The sequence below is a fragment of the Comamonas sp. FUJ_7 genome (assembly GCF_057369555.1).
In genome coordinates this window covers 160,919-176,002 of sequence record NZ_JBXXZI010000001.1, presented here as the reverse complement: position 1 = coordinate 176,002, position 15,084 = coordinate 160,919, and the positions used below count along the sequence as shown (strand labels likewise).

Annotated in this window: 13 protein-coding genes; 8 read left to right on the top strand and 5 right to left on the bottom strand. The window is 59.6% G+C overall.

Annotated features, from left to right (window positions below; translation table 11 throughout):
- Positions 1-136 precede the first annotated feature (136 nt).
- Positions 137-868, top strand: a complete 732-nt coding sequence (gene ompR, locus AC2I9W_RS00850; RefSeq protein WP_003055820.1) for an osmolarity response regulator transcription factor OmpR — start codon at positions 137-139, stop codon at positions 866-868.
- A 148-nt stretch (positions 869-1,016) separates the two neighbouring features.
- Positions 1,017-2,519 carry a sensor histidine kinase gene (locus AC2I9W_RS00845; protein WP_486408198.1) on the top strand — a complete coding sequence of 501 codons (1,503 nt, stop codon included), beginning with the start codon at positions 1,017-1,019 and terminating at the stop codon, positions 2,517-2,519.
- A 117-nt stretch (positions 2,520-2,636) separates the two neighbouring features.
- Here the strand turns inward: AC2I9W_RS00845 and ispF are convergent, their stop codons facing one another.
- On the bottom strand, positions 2,637-3,116 hold the full coding sequence (ispF, locus tag AC2I9W_RS00840; protein WP_486408197.1) for a 2-C-methyl-D-erythritol 2,4-cyclodiphosphate synthase: 480 nt from the start codon (positions 3,114-3,116) through the stop codon (positions 2,637-2,639).
- 60 nt (positions 3,117-3,176) lie between these two features.
- Positions 3,177-3,962 carry a 2-C-methyl-D-erythritol 4-phosphate cytidylyltransferase gene (ispD, locus tag AC2I9W_RS00835; protein ID WP_486408686.1) on the bottom strand — a complete coding sequence of 262 codons (786 nt, stop codon included), beginning with the start codon at positions 3,960-3,962 and terminating at the stop codon, positions 3,177-3,179.
- Positions 3,963-4,227: 265 nt separating this feature from the next.
- On the opposite strand from ispD, the gene mfd reads away from it, so the two are divergent.
- The 5 genes from mfd to AC2I9W_RS00810 all read left to right on the top strand — a co-directional run bounded on the left by mfd (position 4,228) and on the right by AC2I9W_RS00810 (position 10,818).
- Positions 4,228-7,716: a transcription-repair coupling factor gene (gene mfd / locus AC2I9W_RS00830; RefSeq protein ID WP_486408196.1), complete on the top strand. Its 3,489-nt coding sequence runs from the start codon at positions 4,228-4,230 to the stop codon at positions 7,714-7,716.
- Positions 7,717-7,761: 45 nt separating this feature from the next.
- Entirely contained in the window at positions 7,762-8,418 is a 657-nt protein-coding gene (locus AC2I9W_RS00825) for a hypothetical protein (RefSeq protein WP_486408195.1), read from the top strand.
- A 161-nt stretch (positions 8,419-8,579) separates the two neighbouring features.
- Entirely contained in the window at positions 8,580-9,290 is a 711-nt protein-coding gene (serB, locus tag AC2I9W_RS00820; RefSeq protein WP_486408194.1) for a phosphoserine phosphatase SerB, read from the top strand.
- Between the two features lie 144 nt (positions 9,291-9,434).
- Positions 9,435-9,992 carry an NADPH-dependent FMN reductase gene (locus AC2I9W_RS00815; RefSeq protein ID WP_486408193.1) on the top strand — a complete coding sequence of 186 codons (558 nt, stop codon included), beginning with the start codon at positions 9,435-9,437 and terminating at the stop codon, positions 9,990-9,992.
- Between the two features lie 316 nt (positions 9,993-10,308).
- The gene (locus AC2I9W_RS00810; RefSeq protein WP_486408192.1) at positions 10,309-10,818 is read left to right on the top strand and encodes an ABC transporter substrate-binding protein; all 510 of its coding nucleotides are present in this window, start codon (positions 10,309-10,311) and stop codon (positions 10,816-10,818) included.
- 61 nt (positions 10,819-10,879) lie between these two features.
- Here AC2I9W_RS00810 and AC2I9W_RS00805 read toward each other — a convergent pair whose 3' ends face one another.
- Complete coding sequence (locus AC2I9W_RS00805) at positions 10,880-11,119, bottom strand: DUF3820 family protein (RefSeq protein WP_486408191.1); 240 nt, start codon at positions 11,117-11,119, stop codon at positions 10,880-10,882.
- A gap of 158 nt (positions 11,120-11,277) precedes the next feature.
- On the opposite strand from AC2I9W_RS00805, the gene AC2I9W_RS00800 reads away from it, so the two are divergent.
- Complete coding sequence (locus AC2I9W_RS00800; protein WP_486408190.1) at positions 11,278-12,060, top strand: MetQ/NlpA family ABC transporter substrate-binding protein; 783 nt, start codon at positions 11,278-11,280, stop codon at positions 12,058-12,060.
- A gap of 124 nt (positions 12,061-12,184) precedes the next feature.
- On the opposite strand, the gene AC2I9W_RS00795 is transcribed toward AC2I9W_RS00800, so the two are convergent.
- Both AC2I9W_RS00795 and AC2I9W_RS00790 read right to left on the bottom strand, forming a co-directional pair.
- The gene (locus AC2I9W_RS00795) at positions 12,185-13,810 is read right to left on the bottom strand and encodes a SpoVR family protein (RefSeq protein ID WP_486408189.1); all 1,626 of its coding nucleotides are present in this window, start codon (positions 13,808-13,810) and stop codon (positions 12,185-12,187) included.
- Positions 13,807-15,075: a YeaH/YhbH family protein gene (locus AC2I9W_RS00790; protein ID WP_486408188.1), complete on the bottom strand. Its 1,269-nt coding sequence runs from the start codon at positions 15,073-15,075 to the stop codon at positions 13,807-13,809. The genes AC2I9W_RS00795 and AC2I9W_RS00790 overlap by 4 nt, the downstream gene beginning before the upstream one ends.
- Positions 15,076-15,084: the final 9 nt, after the last annotated feature.

Sequence of the window (15,084 nt, the reverse complement as noted above, 5' to 3'; positions counted from 1 at the left end):
TTTCAAAGAAACATTTATCGTCCCGCCAGCAAAGGCAACATTCGTAACAAGCGGCAAAATATCAGCAAATTTCACTGGATTTTTTTTTGGCAACGACAACAATAGCCCTGTTACAAATAAATCGACAAGGACGATCATGGCAACGACCAACAACCGCACTGACAAGATCCTCGTTGTGGATGACGATGCCCGCATCCGCGACCTGCTGCGCCGCTATCTGACGCAAGAAGGCTTCGAGATCATGATTGCCGAAGACGGCAAGGCGCTGAACCGCATTCTGCTGCGCGAAACGGTAGACCTCATCGTGCTCGACCTGATGATGCCCGGCGAAGACGGTCTGTCGATTTGCCGCCGTCTGCGCTCGGCCAACGACCGCACCCCCATCATCATGCTGACTGCCAAGGGCGAGGATGTGGACCGCATTGTGGGCCTGGAAGTGGGCGCCGACGACTATCTGGGCAAGCCCTTCAACCCCCGCGAGCTGCTGGCCCGCATTCACGCCGTACTGCGCCGCCGCCCTCCTCAGGAGGCCCCCGGCGCTCCTTCCGGCGACAACGAAGTGGTCACCTTCGGCCCCTTCACCTTCGATCTGGGCACGCGTGTGCTGCAAAAGAATGGCGAAGAGCTGCCACTGACCACCGGCGAATTCGCCATGCTCAAAGCCTTGGTGCGCCATCCCCGCCAGCCACTGTCGCGCGAAAAGCTGGCCCTGCTGGCACGTGGCCGCGAGTTCGAGCCCTTTGACCGCAGCCTGGACGTGCAGGTCTCCCGCCTGCGCAAGCTGATCGAAGAGGACGCTGCCGCGCCGCGCTATATACAAACTGTCTGGGGCGTGGGCTATGTCTTTGTTCCAGATGGTATGAATTGATCCTCATCCAGCACCATGACAAGCCGCCCTTTGTGCGGCTTGCTGCGTTTCAATGCCTGCAGCGACGCATGCACTTTTGGACAACCCGTAACCCATTGCGCTCATATTCGGCGTAGGCTTGGGTTTAGTTTTTTCTCTATTGCTGCTCATGAGCGCTTTTAACCCATCGCCCTCCGATGCGACCAGCCCCGTACCTCTGGAGTACGAGCGGCGTAGCACGGCGCGATCTCCCGTCGGCCTGAACCTGTTCTGGCGAACCTTTTGTCTGCTGGCCTTACTACTGGTCGGCAGCATTCTGGCTTGGCTGCAAACCCTCAGGTCTCTGGATTTCGAGCCTAGAGCGCTACAGACGGCCAAGCAGGTCGCCTCCCTGGTTAATCTCAGCCGTGCAGCACTGGAGCACTCGGACGCCATCAACCGTGTCTCCCTGATCAAGACCATGGCCGACCAGGAAGGCGTGCGCATTCTGCCCCGTGAGCCAGGCGATTCCTTTGAACTGCTGGAGCAAAATGCCCTGGGCCAAAAGCTCACCGAAGAGCTGACCCGCCGCCTAGGCTACGGCACCGTGGTGGCGCGCAGCGTCAATGGCGATCCGGGCCTGTGGGTAGGCTTCACCATCAACGGGGACCGCAACTGGATGCTGATGGACAAGTCCCGCTTCACCCCAGCCAGCGGGCAGACCTGGCTGATCTGGCTGATTACAGCGGCCCTGCTGTCGCTGGTGGGAGCTGCAGCCATAGCAAGACTGATCAACCGGCCGCTCAAACAACTGTCCTATGCGGCCAATCGCGTGCGCGAAGGTGACTTTGACGCCAGCCAGCTCGACGAAGAAGCCGTGACCAGCGAGATCCGCGAGGTCAATATCGGCTTCAACCGCATGGCGCAAAAGCTGGCCAAGCTCGAGCAGGACCGCGCCGTGATGCTGGCCGGTATCTCGCACGACCTGCGCACGCCCTTGGCCCGACTGCGGCTGGAGACGGAGATGAGCGTCTATGACGACGTGGCACGCGAGCACATGGTGGCCGACATCGTGCAGCTGGACGCCACCATCGACAAATTCCTCGACTACGCCCGCCCCGATCATCGCGTCATGCTCAGCCCTGTGGACCTGCATGCCGTGATTGCCTCCTGCGTCTATGCCGTGCAAGACCACCGCGAGCTGCAGATCAGCATGAATGTGCCCGAAGACCTATACGTCATGGCCGACGAGGTGGAGCTGGCGCGTGTGATATCGAACCTCTTTGAAAATGCCCGACGCTATGGCAAGACGCCATCGACCGACACCACGCAAGTCGATGTCATTGCCAAGGAAAGCGAGAAGTGGGTGGTCATCCGCATTCGTGACCACGGTGCCGGCGTTCCCCCCGAGCATCTGGCCAGCCTGATTCAGCCTTTCTTTCGCGGCGACACCGCCCGCACCGCCGCCGCTGGCGCGGGCCTTGGCTTATCGATTGTGGACAAGACGGTGCAGCGCATGGGAGGCATGTTCGCTCTGACCAACTCCTCCACCGGCGGCCTGGTCGCCCATCTGCAACTACAGCGCGCCATGGGCGTCACCCCCAGCGCCGCCCCGGAGCAGCGACTGCAGCGCCCTCAAGTCAAGCGCAATTTGCCACGCGACAAAAAAGAGGAAGAAGCTGGCGAAGATTGAGCGCAAAAGCTACGTCATGTCATGCGCCACAGCCATGACGCATATTGAAAAAAGGGGCCATCAAGGCCCCTTTTCTTTTTGTCGCAGCAGCCTCTTTCCCAGGTTGGCGACGCTATCTCAGGCCTTGTAGAGCAAGGCCACTGCTCTGGCCTCCATGGCCTGCTGCTGACCAACCGGCCCCATCTTCTCAGCCGTCTTGGCCTTGACGTTGACCTGCTCCACATCCAGCGCCAGCACGGCGGCAATGCGCTCGCGCATTTTCTCGATATGGGGCGCCAGTTTGGGCGCCTGCGCCACGATGGTGCTGTCGATATTGCCGATCTCCAAGCCCTTGGCGCGCACGCGGCGCGCGGCCTCGGCCAGCAGCACGGCGGAGTCCGCGCCCTTGAACTGCGGGTCAGTGTCCGAGAAATGGCGGCCGATATCGCCCAGCGCCGCCGCGCCAAACAACGCGTCGGTGATCGCATGCAACAGCACATCGGCATCCGAGTGGCCCAGCAGCCCCAGCGTGTGCGGCACTTCCACACCGCCCAGAATCAGCTTGCGACCCGGCACCAGCGCGTGTACATCCCAGCCTTCACCAATACGAAAATTCATATCAAATCCTTGTCTAGCCCTTGCCTATCAAGCGCAAGCAGCTATGAATTACGAAGTATCTCAGATCTTTTCAAGCGCTTTGCGCTGCAGCAGCACCGCCTCGGCCAACGCAAAGTCATCGGGATAGGTCACCTTGAAGTTCTGCGCCCCACCCGGCACCAGCCTGGGCGCATGGCCCGCCAGCTCCATGGCGCTGGCCTCGTCGGTCACCGCATCGCCCGCCGCCTGCAATGCAGCCAGCAAGGCACCGATGCGGAACATCTGCGGCGTCTGCGCCAGCCATTTGTCGCTGCGATCCACCGTCTGCTGCACGCGATCGACGCCACTGACGCGGCTTGCCTGCTTCAAGGTATCGGGCAGCTTCAGCGCCAGCAAGCCGCCCACGGCATCGGGCAGGCAGGCGTCGATCAGCGCATCGGCCTGTGCAGGGGTCAGCAGACAGCGCGCGGCATCATGCACCAGCACCCAGTCTTCGGCGCTGGCACCCATTGTCAGCAAGGCCTGCAAACCGTTGGTCACGGTCTCGGCCCGGGTGGCACCACCGCAAGGCGCGATGGACAGGTTCTGGTGCAAGTCCTTGCCCTGCCAGAAGGTGTCGGTGTCGGAGATCACCAGCAAAGTCCGGTGGACGCGCGCCACGCCCAGCAGCGCCGCCAGGGTGTGCATGACCATGGGCTGGCCCGCCACGCTCTGATACTGCTTGGGCAGCTCGGGCGCGGGAGCATCGGCGGCAATCGCCCGCGAGCCCACGCCGGCACAGGGAATCAGCACCCAGCAGCGCGGTGCATCTGCACCAGCGACCGCGGCACCGGAGGCGGCAGCGGCGTTTGACTGGAGTCCCGGCATGGACTCCGGCGAGGAAAACGGTTCTGTCATGCGCTCTATTTTAAAATCGCTGTTTCCACCGAAAGCCGTTCCATTCCTGGCCTTCGGCTTGCATCACCATGAGGTGCCCCCATTTTGAGTGAATGCGCCGCTCCCGACCCGCTCACCGCGGATTGGCCCGTGAACCGCGCCCCTGTTGGCGCGGCTCGCCTGCATTCAACCTGTCCCTGTTTTATTCATGCTGCCAGCGCCCTGCCCTGGCGGCTTCGCACCGTTTCTATCCGCCATGCAACTGCCCAAGCTCACTCCTGGTAAACGCTTTCACCTGCCCCGCCCCGTGGGCAGCGCCGATGCTCTGCTGCTGGCCAGACTGGGCGAGCGCGAGAAAGGCGACGGCCGCGTTACCGCCATCGTGACGGCCGATGCCTCGGATGCACGCCGCCTGATTGAGGAAATGGCCTTTTTTGCGCCCGAGCTGCGCTGCGCCCTGTTTCCCGACTGGGAAACCCTGCCCTACGACAGCTTCTCGCCGCATCAGGACCTGATCAGCGAGCGCCTAGCGGCGCTGTGGCGCATCAACCAGCGCGACAAGGAGCATGGCGCCGATGTGGTCATCGTGCCCGCCACCACCGCGCTGTACCGCCTGGCACCCCCCTCGTTTCTGGCCGGTTACACCTTTGAGTTCAAGCAAGGCCAGAAGCTGGACGAGGCCAAGCTCAAGGCCCAGCTCACGCTGGCCGGCTATCAGCATGTCTCGCAAGTGGTCAGCCACGGCGAATACGCGGTGCGTGGGGGCCTGATTGACCTCTTCCCCATGGGCTCTGCCGTGCCCTACCGCGTGGATCTGTTTGACGACGAAATCGACTCCATCCGCACCTTTGATCCCGATACCCAGCGCAGCCTCTACCCCGTGCCCGAGGTGCGCCTGCTGCCAGGCCGCGAATTTCCCATGGACGAGGAGGCCCGTGCCAAATTCCGCCATCGCTGGCGAGAACTGCTGGAAGGAGACCCCACGCGCAGCCGCATCTACAAGGACATGGGCCTGGGCATTGCCACGGCCGGCATCGAGTACTACCTGCCTCTGTTCTTCGACGAAACCGCCACCGTTTTCGACTATCTGGGCAACGACGCCACCGTGGTCCTGCATGGCGACCTGGAGCCCGCCTTCCAGCGCTTTTGGCAAGACACCAAGGACCGCTACCGCCTGGTGCAAGGCGACCCCGACCATCCGGCCCTGCCGCCCGAGACCCTGTTTCTCACACCCGATCAGTTCTACACGCGCTCTAAAGAGCATGCCCAACTGGCCCTGCGCCCGGGTACCGAAGATGTGGCCGACAGCGCCATCTTCCAGAAGCTAGCAGACCTGTCCGTGGTGCGTGGCGCCGAAGATCCGCTGGCCAAGCTGCAAAAACATATAGCAGCCAGCGCAAGCCGGACCTTGCTTCTGGCCGAATCGGATGGCAGGCGTGAAAGCCTGCTGGACTTTTTCCGTGCCTCGGGCGTCAATCCGCCCGTGTTCGATTCTCTGGCCGAGTTCCAGGCCGATGCCACGGAAAAGGTCGGCATCGCCACCTCCAGCCTGATGACGGGCTTTGCCTGGGTCGAGGAAGGCCTGGACTTTGTCACTGAAACCGAGCTGTTCGCCACCAGCCCCACGGGCCGCCGTCGCCGCCGCCAGGAGCAGGTCAGCGATGTGGAAGCGCTGATCAAGGACCTGTCCGAGCTCAAGGTGGGAGACCCCATTGTTCATTCCGACCACGGCATAGGCCGCTATCGCGGGCTGATCAATATGGACATGGGCCAGAAGAATCCGGACGGCACGCCCGCGCTGCAGGAATTTCTGCACCTGGAATATGCGGCCGATGCCGTGCTCTATGTGCCCGTCAGCCAGTTGCACCTGATCAGCCGCTACACCGGCGTCTCGCCCGACGATGCACCGCTGCACAAGCTGGGCGGCACGCAATGGGAAAAAGCCAAGCGCAAGGCTGCCGAGCAGGTGCGCGATTCGGCAGCCGAGCTGCTCAACATCTACGCGCGCCGCGCGGCGCGTCAGGGCCATGCCTTCCGCTTCCCCACGGCAGATTACGAGCAGTTTGTGGCCGACTTTGGCTTTGAAGAAACCGCCGACCAGCGCGCCGCCATTCACTCCGTGGTGCAGGACATGATCAGCCCACAGCCCATGGACCGCCTGGTCTGCGGCGATGTGGGCTTTGGCAAGACCGAGGTCGCGCTGCGCGCGGCCTTTGTGGCGGCCATGGGCGGCAAGCAGGTTGCCTTCCTGGCTCCCACCACGCTGCTGGCCGAGCAGCATTACCAAACCCTGGTCGATCGTTTCTCCAAATGGCCGATCAAGGTGGCAGAGGTCTCGCGTTTCCGCTCAGGCAAGGAGATCACCGCCGCCATCAAGGGCATCTCGGACGGTACGGTGGATATCGTGGTCGGCACGCACAAGCTGCTGTCCGAATCCACCCAGTTCAAGAATCTGGGCCTGCTCATCATTGACGAGGAGCACCGCTTTGGCGTGCGCCACAAGGAGGCCATGAAGGCCATGCGTGCCGAGGTCGATGTGCTGACACTGACGGCCACTCCCATTCCCCGCACCATGGGCATGGCGCTGGAAGGTTTGAGAGATTTATCGGTCATAGCGACCGCCCCACAACGACGTCTTGCTATTAAAACCTTTGTGCGCAACGAGGGCACGGGCGTGATCCGCGAAGCCGTGCTGCGTGAATTGAAGCGCGGCGGCCAAGTCTACTTTCTACACAACGAAGTGGAGACCATTGAAAACCGCAAGCAGAAGCTGGAAGAAATCCTGCCCGAGGCGCGCATTGCCGTGGCCCACGGCCAAATGCCCGAGCGCGAACTGGAACGCGTGATGCGCGACTTTGTGGCCCAGCGCTTCAACATTCTGCTGTGCTCGACCATTATTGAGACCGGTATCGACGTGCCATCGGCCAACACCATTCTGATCAGCCGCGCTGACAAATTTGGCTTGGCCCAGCTGCACCAGCTGCGCGGCCGCGTAGGCCGTAGCCACCATCAGGCCTATGCCTATCTGATGGTGCCCGATCTGGACAGCCTGACCAAGCAGGCCCAACAGCGCCTTGAAGCCATTCAGCAAATGGAAGAGCTGGGCTCCGGCTTTTATCTGGCCATGCATGACCTGGAAATTCGTGGCGCGGGCGAGGTGCTTGGCGAAAACCAGAGCGGCAACATGATGGAAGTGGGCTTTCAGCTCTACAACGAGATGCTGTCCGAAGCCGTGCGCAGCCTCAAGGCCGGCAAGGAACCCGATCTGCTCTCGCCGCTTTCGGCCTCCACCGATATCAATCTGCACGCCCCCGCCCTGCTGCCCAACGACTACTGCGGTGATGTGCATCTGCGCCTGTCGTTCTACAAGAAGCTGGCCACGGCAAAGACGGCCGATCAGATCGATACCCTGCTCGAGGAAATCGTGGACCGCTTTGGCAAGCTGCCGCCCCAAGCCCAGACCCTGATCGACGTGCACCGCCTGCGCGTGCTGAGCCAGCCCTATGGCGTTGTGAAGGTCGATGCCGCGCCCGGCGTGATCAACATCACCTTCAAGCCCCAGCCACCGATCGACCCGATGAACATCATTCACCTGATCCAGAAGAACAAGCACATCAAGCTGGCGGGCAACGAGAAGCTGCGCATCGAAAAAGAGCTGGAGAACCCCAAGGACCGTGCCCAGATGGTGCGCGATGTGCTGCGCAGCCTGGGCCAGCCGCTCAAGGCAGAAGCGGTCGCGGCCTGACAAGGCAGGGCCACCAACAAGCCACCGCTGCCGCACAATTGCGGCATGCTGGATGTTGTCCTTCTCTTTCTCGCTCTAACGATTGCCCTAGCTCTGCGACCCTGGATTTTTCTGCGGAACCGTAAAGCCCTTCTGACACAAAAGCATGGCGACAGCTCTGCGCTTTGGTCGCCACTGTTTGCAACCCTGGTCATATTGCCCTGGCTTTGGGCCTTGCCCACATTGCAGCAAATGCCGCTGCAACTGCAGTGGTCGGGCGCTTGTCTGGTGCTGATGTGTCTGGGCTGGCCGCTGGCAATTCCTGTGCTCTGCGCCGTGGGGGCCACTGCCTGGCTACTCTCCCCTAGTCTGGGCACGCAAGAGGCTCTGCGCCTGACAGTGTGGCATGGCATTGTGCCCGCCACCTTGACCATGCTGTGGAGCGCCTTGCTGCGACGATGGCTCGGCACCCGCGTGTTCGTCTATATCTTTGGCCGAGGCTTTGTGGGGGCCTTGCTGAGTCTGTTTGTGGCGGGCCTGCTATCCGCATTACTGGGGCATGAGCTGCCGGGTGTCCATGAAGACCTGTCCACTATTGCCCGCTGGTTGATGGCCTGGGGAGATGCAGTGGTCACCGGCATGGTGTGCGCCATATTTGTGGCCTACCGGCCGCAATGGCTGGCCACCTGGTCAGATGATCTGTACCTGTATGGCAAGCACTGAAGACCTGCCCGCGATCACTGCAACTCAGCAAAACACACAACGCGCTCTGCCACTCATGCGACTACGCATTGCAACAGGCTAAACCACCGATAATTGCCATCGACCTAGGCTGCCCTTGCTGCACCTAAGCCAGTTTGCAACCACTTGCTTTTTTTGCGCCCATGTCTGCTATCGAATTCGCCCCCGGCCTCGCCATTCAAAACATCACTGCCCCGCAGAAGCTGGCCGACTACAAGCTTATTGCCTTCGATATGGACTCGACGCTGATCACCATTGAGTGCATCGACGAGATTGCGGATGCTACGGGCAAGAAGGCCGAGGTCGCTGCCATCACCGAAGCCACCATGCGCGGCGAGATCACCGACTTCAAGGACAGCTTGCGCCAGCGTGTGGGCAAACTGGTCGGTGTGACCGAAGCCGACATGGCTCGTGTCCTGCAGGAGCGCCTCAAGCTCTCCCCCGGTGCCGAAACCCTGGTCAAGTCTGCCAAAGCTGCAGGCCTCAAGGTGCTTCTGGTCTCCGGCGGCTTTACCTACTTTGCCGAGCATGTGCGCGGCCTGCTCAACATCGACTTCGTACGTGCCAATGTGCTGGAGATCCAGAACGGTGTCTTGACCGGCGGCTTGGTCGAGCAAGCCTGGGGCGATATCTGCGATGGCGCCGAAAAACGCCGCACGCTGCTGGAAGTTGCGTCTTTGCTGGGCATTGATGCCAAGCAATGCATTGCCGTCGGCGATGGCAGCAATGACATTCCCATGATGCAAGCCGCTGGCCTGTCCGTGGCGTATCACGCCAAGCCCCGCGTACGCAACGAAGCCAAGGTCTCCATCAATGAAGGTGGTCTGGATCGCCTGCTGGAAGTTCTGCAGTAAACCGGACTCCTGAACACACCAGGCTGCAGGGCATCACAGCCCGCAGCCTTTTTTACAGCAGCAGTCTGGGGCGCTCTCTGACTCACAGCCACCCCACCCTTCCGGTAGAGTGGCACTCTTTCCTCCCGTACTGAAAGGTCTGATATGAGCAAACTGAAAATCGGCGTGGTCGTTGGCAGCAACAGCAAGCAATCCATCAACCGCAAGCTCGGCGAAGGTCTGGCCAAGCTAATCCAGGATCAGGCCGATGTGAGCTTTATCGAGATTGGCCGCCTGCCACTGTACAACCGCGACTTTGATGGAACGCCCGAATTCAAGCCCTTTGAAGACCTCAAAGCCCAGGTGCGCAACTGCGATGGCCTACTCTTCGTGACACCGGAGCACAACCGTTCCATTCCCGCGCCGCTGAAAAACGCGCTCGACGGCCTGAGCCGCCCCTATGGTCAAGCGGCTTGGAATGGCATCCCTGCCGCCGTCATTGGCACATCACCCGGTGGCCCAGCCACATCCATGGCTCAGCAGCATCTGCGCAACGTTTTTGTCTTTCTGGACATGCCGACCATGCAGCAACCCGAGGGCTTCGTGCGCTGGAATGACGACCTGATTGATGCCCAAGGCAATATCGGGGCTGGTAGCCATGACTTCCTGAACAAGTACATGTCCAGCTTCCTGGCCTGGGTCCGCAAGCATCCCAAGGCATAAGCAGCTAGTCATCTGATTTCATAGCAGACCCCGCAAGCACTTCAAGTGCTGCGGGGCTTTTTTATGAAAATTCTTTCAGAACAAGCGCTCTGGAACTTTTATGACCGCCCGGCATTCCTACAATGGCAATGCAGCGCCATATTCATCACAACATAAGCAGCTGCCAGGAGTCAGCCACTGTCTTTTTACGGACAGTTTCAGCTCGGCCTCTTGAAATCTCCCCCATTAACTCTAAATACCATAGCAAGCAGGCCCAATGAGCTTTGTCTCTTACGGCATGCCGGCGCGCTTTTCTGTTTTTGAGAACAGCCGCACTATGACAACCAAGATTGGAAAAACACCTGTGAAGACTTCTTACCGTGCTGCCGCCTCCGTGATCGCTATCGCCATCGCATCGCTGACCGTGCCCTCGCTGGCTCAGGCCAAGCGCATGGGCTCCAGCAAGTCTGTTCGTCCTGCCAGCATTGGCAGCAAGGCTCCAGCCAAGCCCGCACCTGTGGCTCCTGCAGCTGCTGCTCCCAAGGCCGCAGCTCCCGCCGCGACACCTGCCGCCACCGCTCCTGCAGCGGCCCCTGCTGCCGCAGCAGCGCCCGCCGCTCGCGGCTCCGGCATGATGGGTACTATGGCTGGTGCCGCCGTCGGCGCCGTGGCCGGCACCATGGCTGGCAACGCCATTGCTGGTGCCATGGGTGGCGACAAGGAAGCCGAAGCCCAAAAAGCCAAGGAAGAAGAAGCCCGCAAGGCAGAAGCCGAAGCCGCTGAGCTGCAAAAGAAGCTGGATGAAGCCAAGGCCAAGGCCGAGGCCGCACGCGCTGCTGCCAAGTAATCGGCACCGCGCAGATGCAAAAAGGGCCGCTGCTGCGGCCCTTTTTATTGATTGACGCTGGTCACTCCTGAGCACGGGGAGGCAGCCCGGCTACCTTGCGCAATGGCTCAAGCAATCCGCTCAGCCCGTTGTGATCCAGCTCCTGCATCAGCGCCAGCAGCTGGCCAATTTCCCCTTTGGGAAATCCCTCTCGCGCAAACCAGTTGAGATAGTTTCCAGGCAAATCAGCAATCAGTCGGCCCTTGTATTTGCCATAAGGCATGGACACACGCACCAGGCGCTCAAGCATTTGGGGATTCATGAAACCAATTTCTTGAATAAAAAAAGACGCTCTTATAACCAAATAAGAAAAATGTCCTGCACGCTTTGATCGGCAGCACTAGACTATGCACCTTAGTTCACTGTGGTCCAGACAAGGCCCGGGTATTTATTGCAACTTGCTGAAGAAAGTCAGAACCGATGTTGAAGAAAGCTCTTTCTGCGATCGCTATTGCCACTCTGGCCCTCGCGGCCAATGCCGAAGTCCTCAAGGTGGGCGCCACTGCCGTGCCTCATGCCGAGATCCTCAACCACATCAAGCCCGCTCTGAAGGCCCAAGGCATTGATCTGGAGATCAAGGAATTCAGCGACTATGTGCAACCCAATGCCGCTGTTGAAGACAAGCAGCTGGACGCCAACTTCTTCCAGCACCAACCTTATCTGGACAGCTACAACAAGGATCGCAAAACCTCTCTGGTGGTCGTGCCCAACGGCAAGGTGCATGTGGAGCCCTTTGGTGCCTACTCCAGCAAGATCAAGAACATCAAGGATCTGAAAACTGGCGCGACCGTTGCCATTCCCAATGACCCTTCCAACGGTGGTCGTGCGCTGATTTTGCTGGCCAAGCATGGTCTGATCGAACTCAAGGACCCCAAGAGCCTGACGCCCACGGCTCTGGACATTGTCAAGAATTCCAAGAAGCTCAAGTTCAAGGAGTTGGAAGCCCCTCTGCTGCCCCGTGCCCTGGCTGATGTGGATATTGCCCTGATCAACACCAACTACGCCATCGAAGCCAAGCTCAACCCCACCAAGGATGCGCTGTTCATCGAGGGTGCTGACTCCCCATACACCAACATCGTGGCTGCCCGCAAGGACCGCGCCAATGGTGCCGACATTGCCAAGCTGATGAGCGCTCTGCACTCCGCAGACTCCAAAAAGTTCATCCAGGAAAAGTACAAAGGTGCTGTGGTTCCTGCGTTCTGATTGACGCGCACCTGGCTTGATTACAGGCCCCCATGAAAAAGCGCTGCAACTGCAGCGCTTTTTCATTTTTGATAGCTGTCAGCGCTTTATAGATAAGCACTGGAAGCTATTTTTACCCAAACTCTCAGCTCGCGGGTGCAGGCACAGAATGCAGCAATACTGCGGTCTCCCCATCGCCGTTGACACTTTCCAGCTGCACGCCAAAGCCCCACAGGCGGGCCACATGCTTGAGCACCTCCTGAGCATCGTCGGCCAAAGGCCTGCCCTGATACTGGGTATGACGCAAGGTCAGGCTGCGGTCTCCGCGCAGGTTCACATTCCAGACCTGAATATTGGGCTCACGCGTACCCAGATCGTATTGCTGGGACAGCAGCTGACGCAGCGTGCGATAGCCATCCTCGTCATGAATGGCACTGACAATAACCTCTCGCTCATCGGGATCATCGTGCAACGCAAACAAGCGCATCTCCCGCATCAGATGCGGGCTCAGATACTGGCCTACAAAGCTCTCGTCTTTGAAATTGCGCATTGCATGGTGCAAAGCGGGCAGCCAGGGGGTGCCTGCCAGATCCGGGAACCAGCGCCTGTCCTCTTTGGTAGGCTCTTCACAAATACGCCGTATGTCCTTGTACATGGCAAAGCCCAGCGCATAAGGATTGATGCCGCTGAAAGCACGATGACCGGCTGGCGGCTGATAGATCACATTGGTATGCGATGAAAGCCACTCCATCATCACTCCATCCGTGAGCCAGCCCTCGTCATACATGGTGTTGAGCAAGGTGTAGTGCCAGAAGGTGGCCCAGCCCTCATTCATCACCTGTGTCTGCCGCTGCGGATAAAAGTACTGAGCTATCTTGCGCACGATGCGCACAATTTCGCGCTGCCAGGGCTCGAGCAAGGGAGCATTCTTTTCGATGAAGTACAGAACGTTCTCTTCTGGCTCTTTCGGAAAACGATCGTGATTTTGCGCAGCCGCGTCCTTGTCCTTGCGCACCGGCAGGGTCCGCCACAGCACGTTCACCTGCTGCTGTACATAGGCCTCTCGCTCTTCGCGCTCGGCCCGCTCTCTGGCCAGGCTCTTGTTCGAGGGACGGCAATAGCGATCCACACCGAAGTTCGACAGCGCATGGCAGGAATCCAACAACTGCTCCACCGCATCCATCCCATAACGCTCCTCGCACTGGGCCACATAGTCACGTGCATAGACGAGGTAGTCGATGATGCTTCCCGCATCAGACCACATGCGAAACAGATAGTTGTTCTTGAAGAAGCTGTTGTGCCCATAGGCTGCATGGGCAATCACCAAGGCCTGCATGGCCGTGCTGTTTTCCTCCATCAGATAGCTGATGCAGGGGTTGGCGTTGATGACGATTTCATAGGCCAGCCCCATATGGCCACGACGGTAGCGACGCTCCGTCGCCAGAAACTCCTTGCCATAGCTCCAGTGCCGATAGTTGACGGGCATGCCTACGCTCGAATAGGCATCCATCATCTGCTCGGCGGTGATGATTTCGAGCTGATTGGGATAGGTGTCTAGTCCAAAGCGCTCGGCCGTGGCAGCGATGGCTGCGTGGTATTGCTCGATTAGCTCGAAGGTCCAGTCGCTGGGCGCGGGCAACGGGTTGGCCGGCCTCTCGCCTGCCTGCAAAGGTGTTTGCGGCACATCGCGTGGACGTTCCGCAGCAGCCGGATGCGACCACGGCTTGCGGCTTTCACTCAAGTCCAGCGCGGGATAGTGGTTGAGGTTCATATCGTCACCCCGTCTTTCTTGAAGAGATCACGAAACACCGGGTAAATTTCACTGGCCTGAGACACCTTGCGCATGGCGAAGTGCGAATGCGCGGCCTGCAGCCTGCTGTACTCCTCCCACAGGCTTTGCTCTTCCAGCACCACCTGCAAATAAGCGTAGTAACGCACCAGTGGCAGTATCTTTTCGGCCAGCAGGCTGTGGCACTTGCCACCGTCATCGCTGAAGTTGTCGCCATCACTGGCCTGTGCCACATAGATATTCCAGTCATTGACTGGATAGCGTGCGCGAATGACCTGCTCCAGCAGCACCAGCGCACTGCTGACCACGGTCCCTCCGCTTTCCGTGGAATGAAAGAACTCATCCTCGCTGACCTCGGCGGCCTGAGTGTGATGGCGGATAAACACAATTTCGATCTTGTCGTAATGCCGCGTCAGAAACAGATACAGCAGGATGAAAAAGCGCTTGGCCAGCTCTTTGCGCTCCTGGTCCATGGAGCCAGAGACATCCATGACACAGAACATGACGGCCTGGCTGTTGGGTACTGGTACCTTGGTGCGATTGCGAAAGCGCAAGTCCAGCTGCTCCAGAAACGGCACACGACCCACGCGTTCACGCAAAGCTTCAAGACGCTGCTGCAATTGAGCAGCCATTTCGCTGGTGCCGTCGTCTTGCTCCAGCAAATCCTGCAACTCCTCTTCAAGCGCCTTGATTTCGCGATGTGGCGCTTTGGTCAGTGCAATGCGCCTGCCAAGCGCTCCCCGCATGGTTCGTACCAGAGCCAGATTGCTGGGTGTGCCGTCATGGCTGTAGCCAGCACGCCGCGTCTTGTACTGCAGGGTGTTGCCAAGGTGGTTGCGCAGCAGCCTTGGCAAAGCCAGATCCTCAAAAAAGAGATCCATGAACTCTTCTTTGGTGAGCGTGAAGGTGAAGTCATCCTGGCCCTCTCCGCTGTCGCTGGCCTGTGAACCACCGCCACCAGCACCGCCCGATGGACGCGCAATGCGGTCCCCGCGAACATGCTCTCGGTTGCCAGGCAGCACCATGTCCCGAATTCCGCCCTGACCATGCCTGAAGACAGGCTCCTGAATATCCTTTTTCGGAATGGTGATGCTTTCGCCTTGCTCGATATGGCGAATGTCGCGGCTGGATACGGCGCGGCGTACTGCCTCCGTGATCTGCTGCTTGAAGCGCCGAACGAAGCGCTCGCGATTGCCCACGGATTTATTCTTGCCTGCAAGCCTGCGATCGATGATATGCAGTGCCATCTGTGCTCC

Excerpts from the sequence above, each read along its gene's own strand:
- mfd (WP_486408196.1), top strand. The coding sequence starts at position 4,228 with ATGCAACTGCCCAAGCTCACTCCTGGTAAACGCTTTCACCTGCCCCGC.
- AC2I9W_RS00805 (WP_486408191.1), bottom strand. The coding sequence starts at position 11,119 with ATGAATCCCCAAATGCTTGAGCGCCTGGTGCGTGTGTCCATGCCTTAT.
- AC2I9W_RS00845 (WP_486408198.1), top strand. The coding sequence starts at position 1,017 with ATGAGCGCTTTTAACCCATCGCCCTCCGATGCGACCAGCCCCGTACCT.
- AC2I9W_RS00795 (WP_486408189.1), bottom strand. The coding sequence starts at position 13,810 with ATGAACCTCAACCACTATCCCGCGCTGGACTTGAGTGAAAGCCGCAAG.
- serB (WP_486408194.1), top strand. The coding sequence starts at position 8,580 with ATGTCTGCTATCGAATTCGCCCCCGGCCTCGCCATTCAAAACATCACT.
- AC2I9W_RS00790 (WP_486408188.1), bottom strand. The coding sequence starts at position 15,075 with ATGGCACTGCATATCATCGATCGCAGGCTTGCAGGCAAGAATAAATCC.
- AC2I9W_RS00810 (WP_486408192.1), top strand. The coding sequence starts at position 10,309 with ATGACAACCAAGATTGGAAAAACACCTGTGAAGACTTCTTACCGTGCT.
- ispF (WP_486408197.1), bottom strand. The coding sequence starts at position 3,116 with ATGAATTTTCGTATTGGTGAAGGCTGGGATGTACACGCGCTGGTGCCG.
- AC2I9W_RS00800 (WP_486408190.1), top strand. The coding sequence starts at position 11,278 with ATGTTGAAGAAAGCTCTTTCTGCGATCGCTATTGCCACTCTGGCCCTC.
- AC2I9W_RS00825 (WP_486408195.1), top strand. The coding sequence starts at position 7,762 with ATGCTGGATGTTGTCCTTCTCTTTCTCGCTCTAACGATTGCCCTAGCT.
- AC2I9W_RS00815 (WP_486408193.1), top strand. The coding sequence starts at position 9,435 with ATGAGCAAACTGAAAATCGGCGTGGTCGTTGGCAGCAACAGCAAGCAA.
- ispD (WP_486408686.1), bottom strand. The coding sequence starts at position 3,962 with ATGCCGGGACTCCAGTCAAACGCCGCTGCCGCCTCCGGTGCCGCGGTC.
- ompR (WP_003055820.1), top strand. The coding sequence starts at position 137 with ATGGCAACGACCAACAACCGCACTGACAAGATCCTCGTTGTGGATGAC.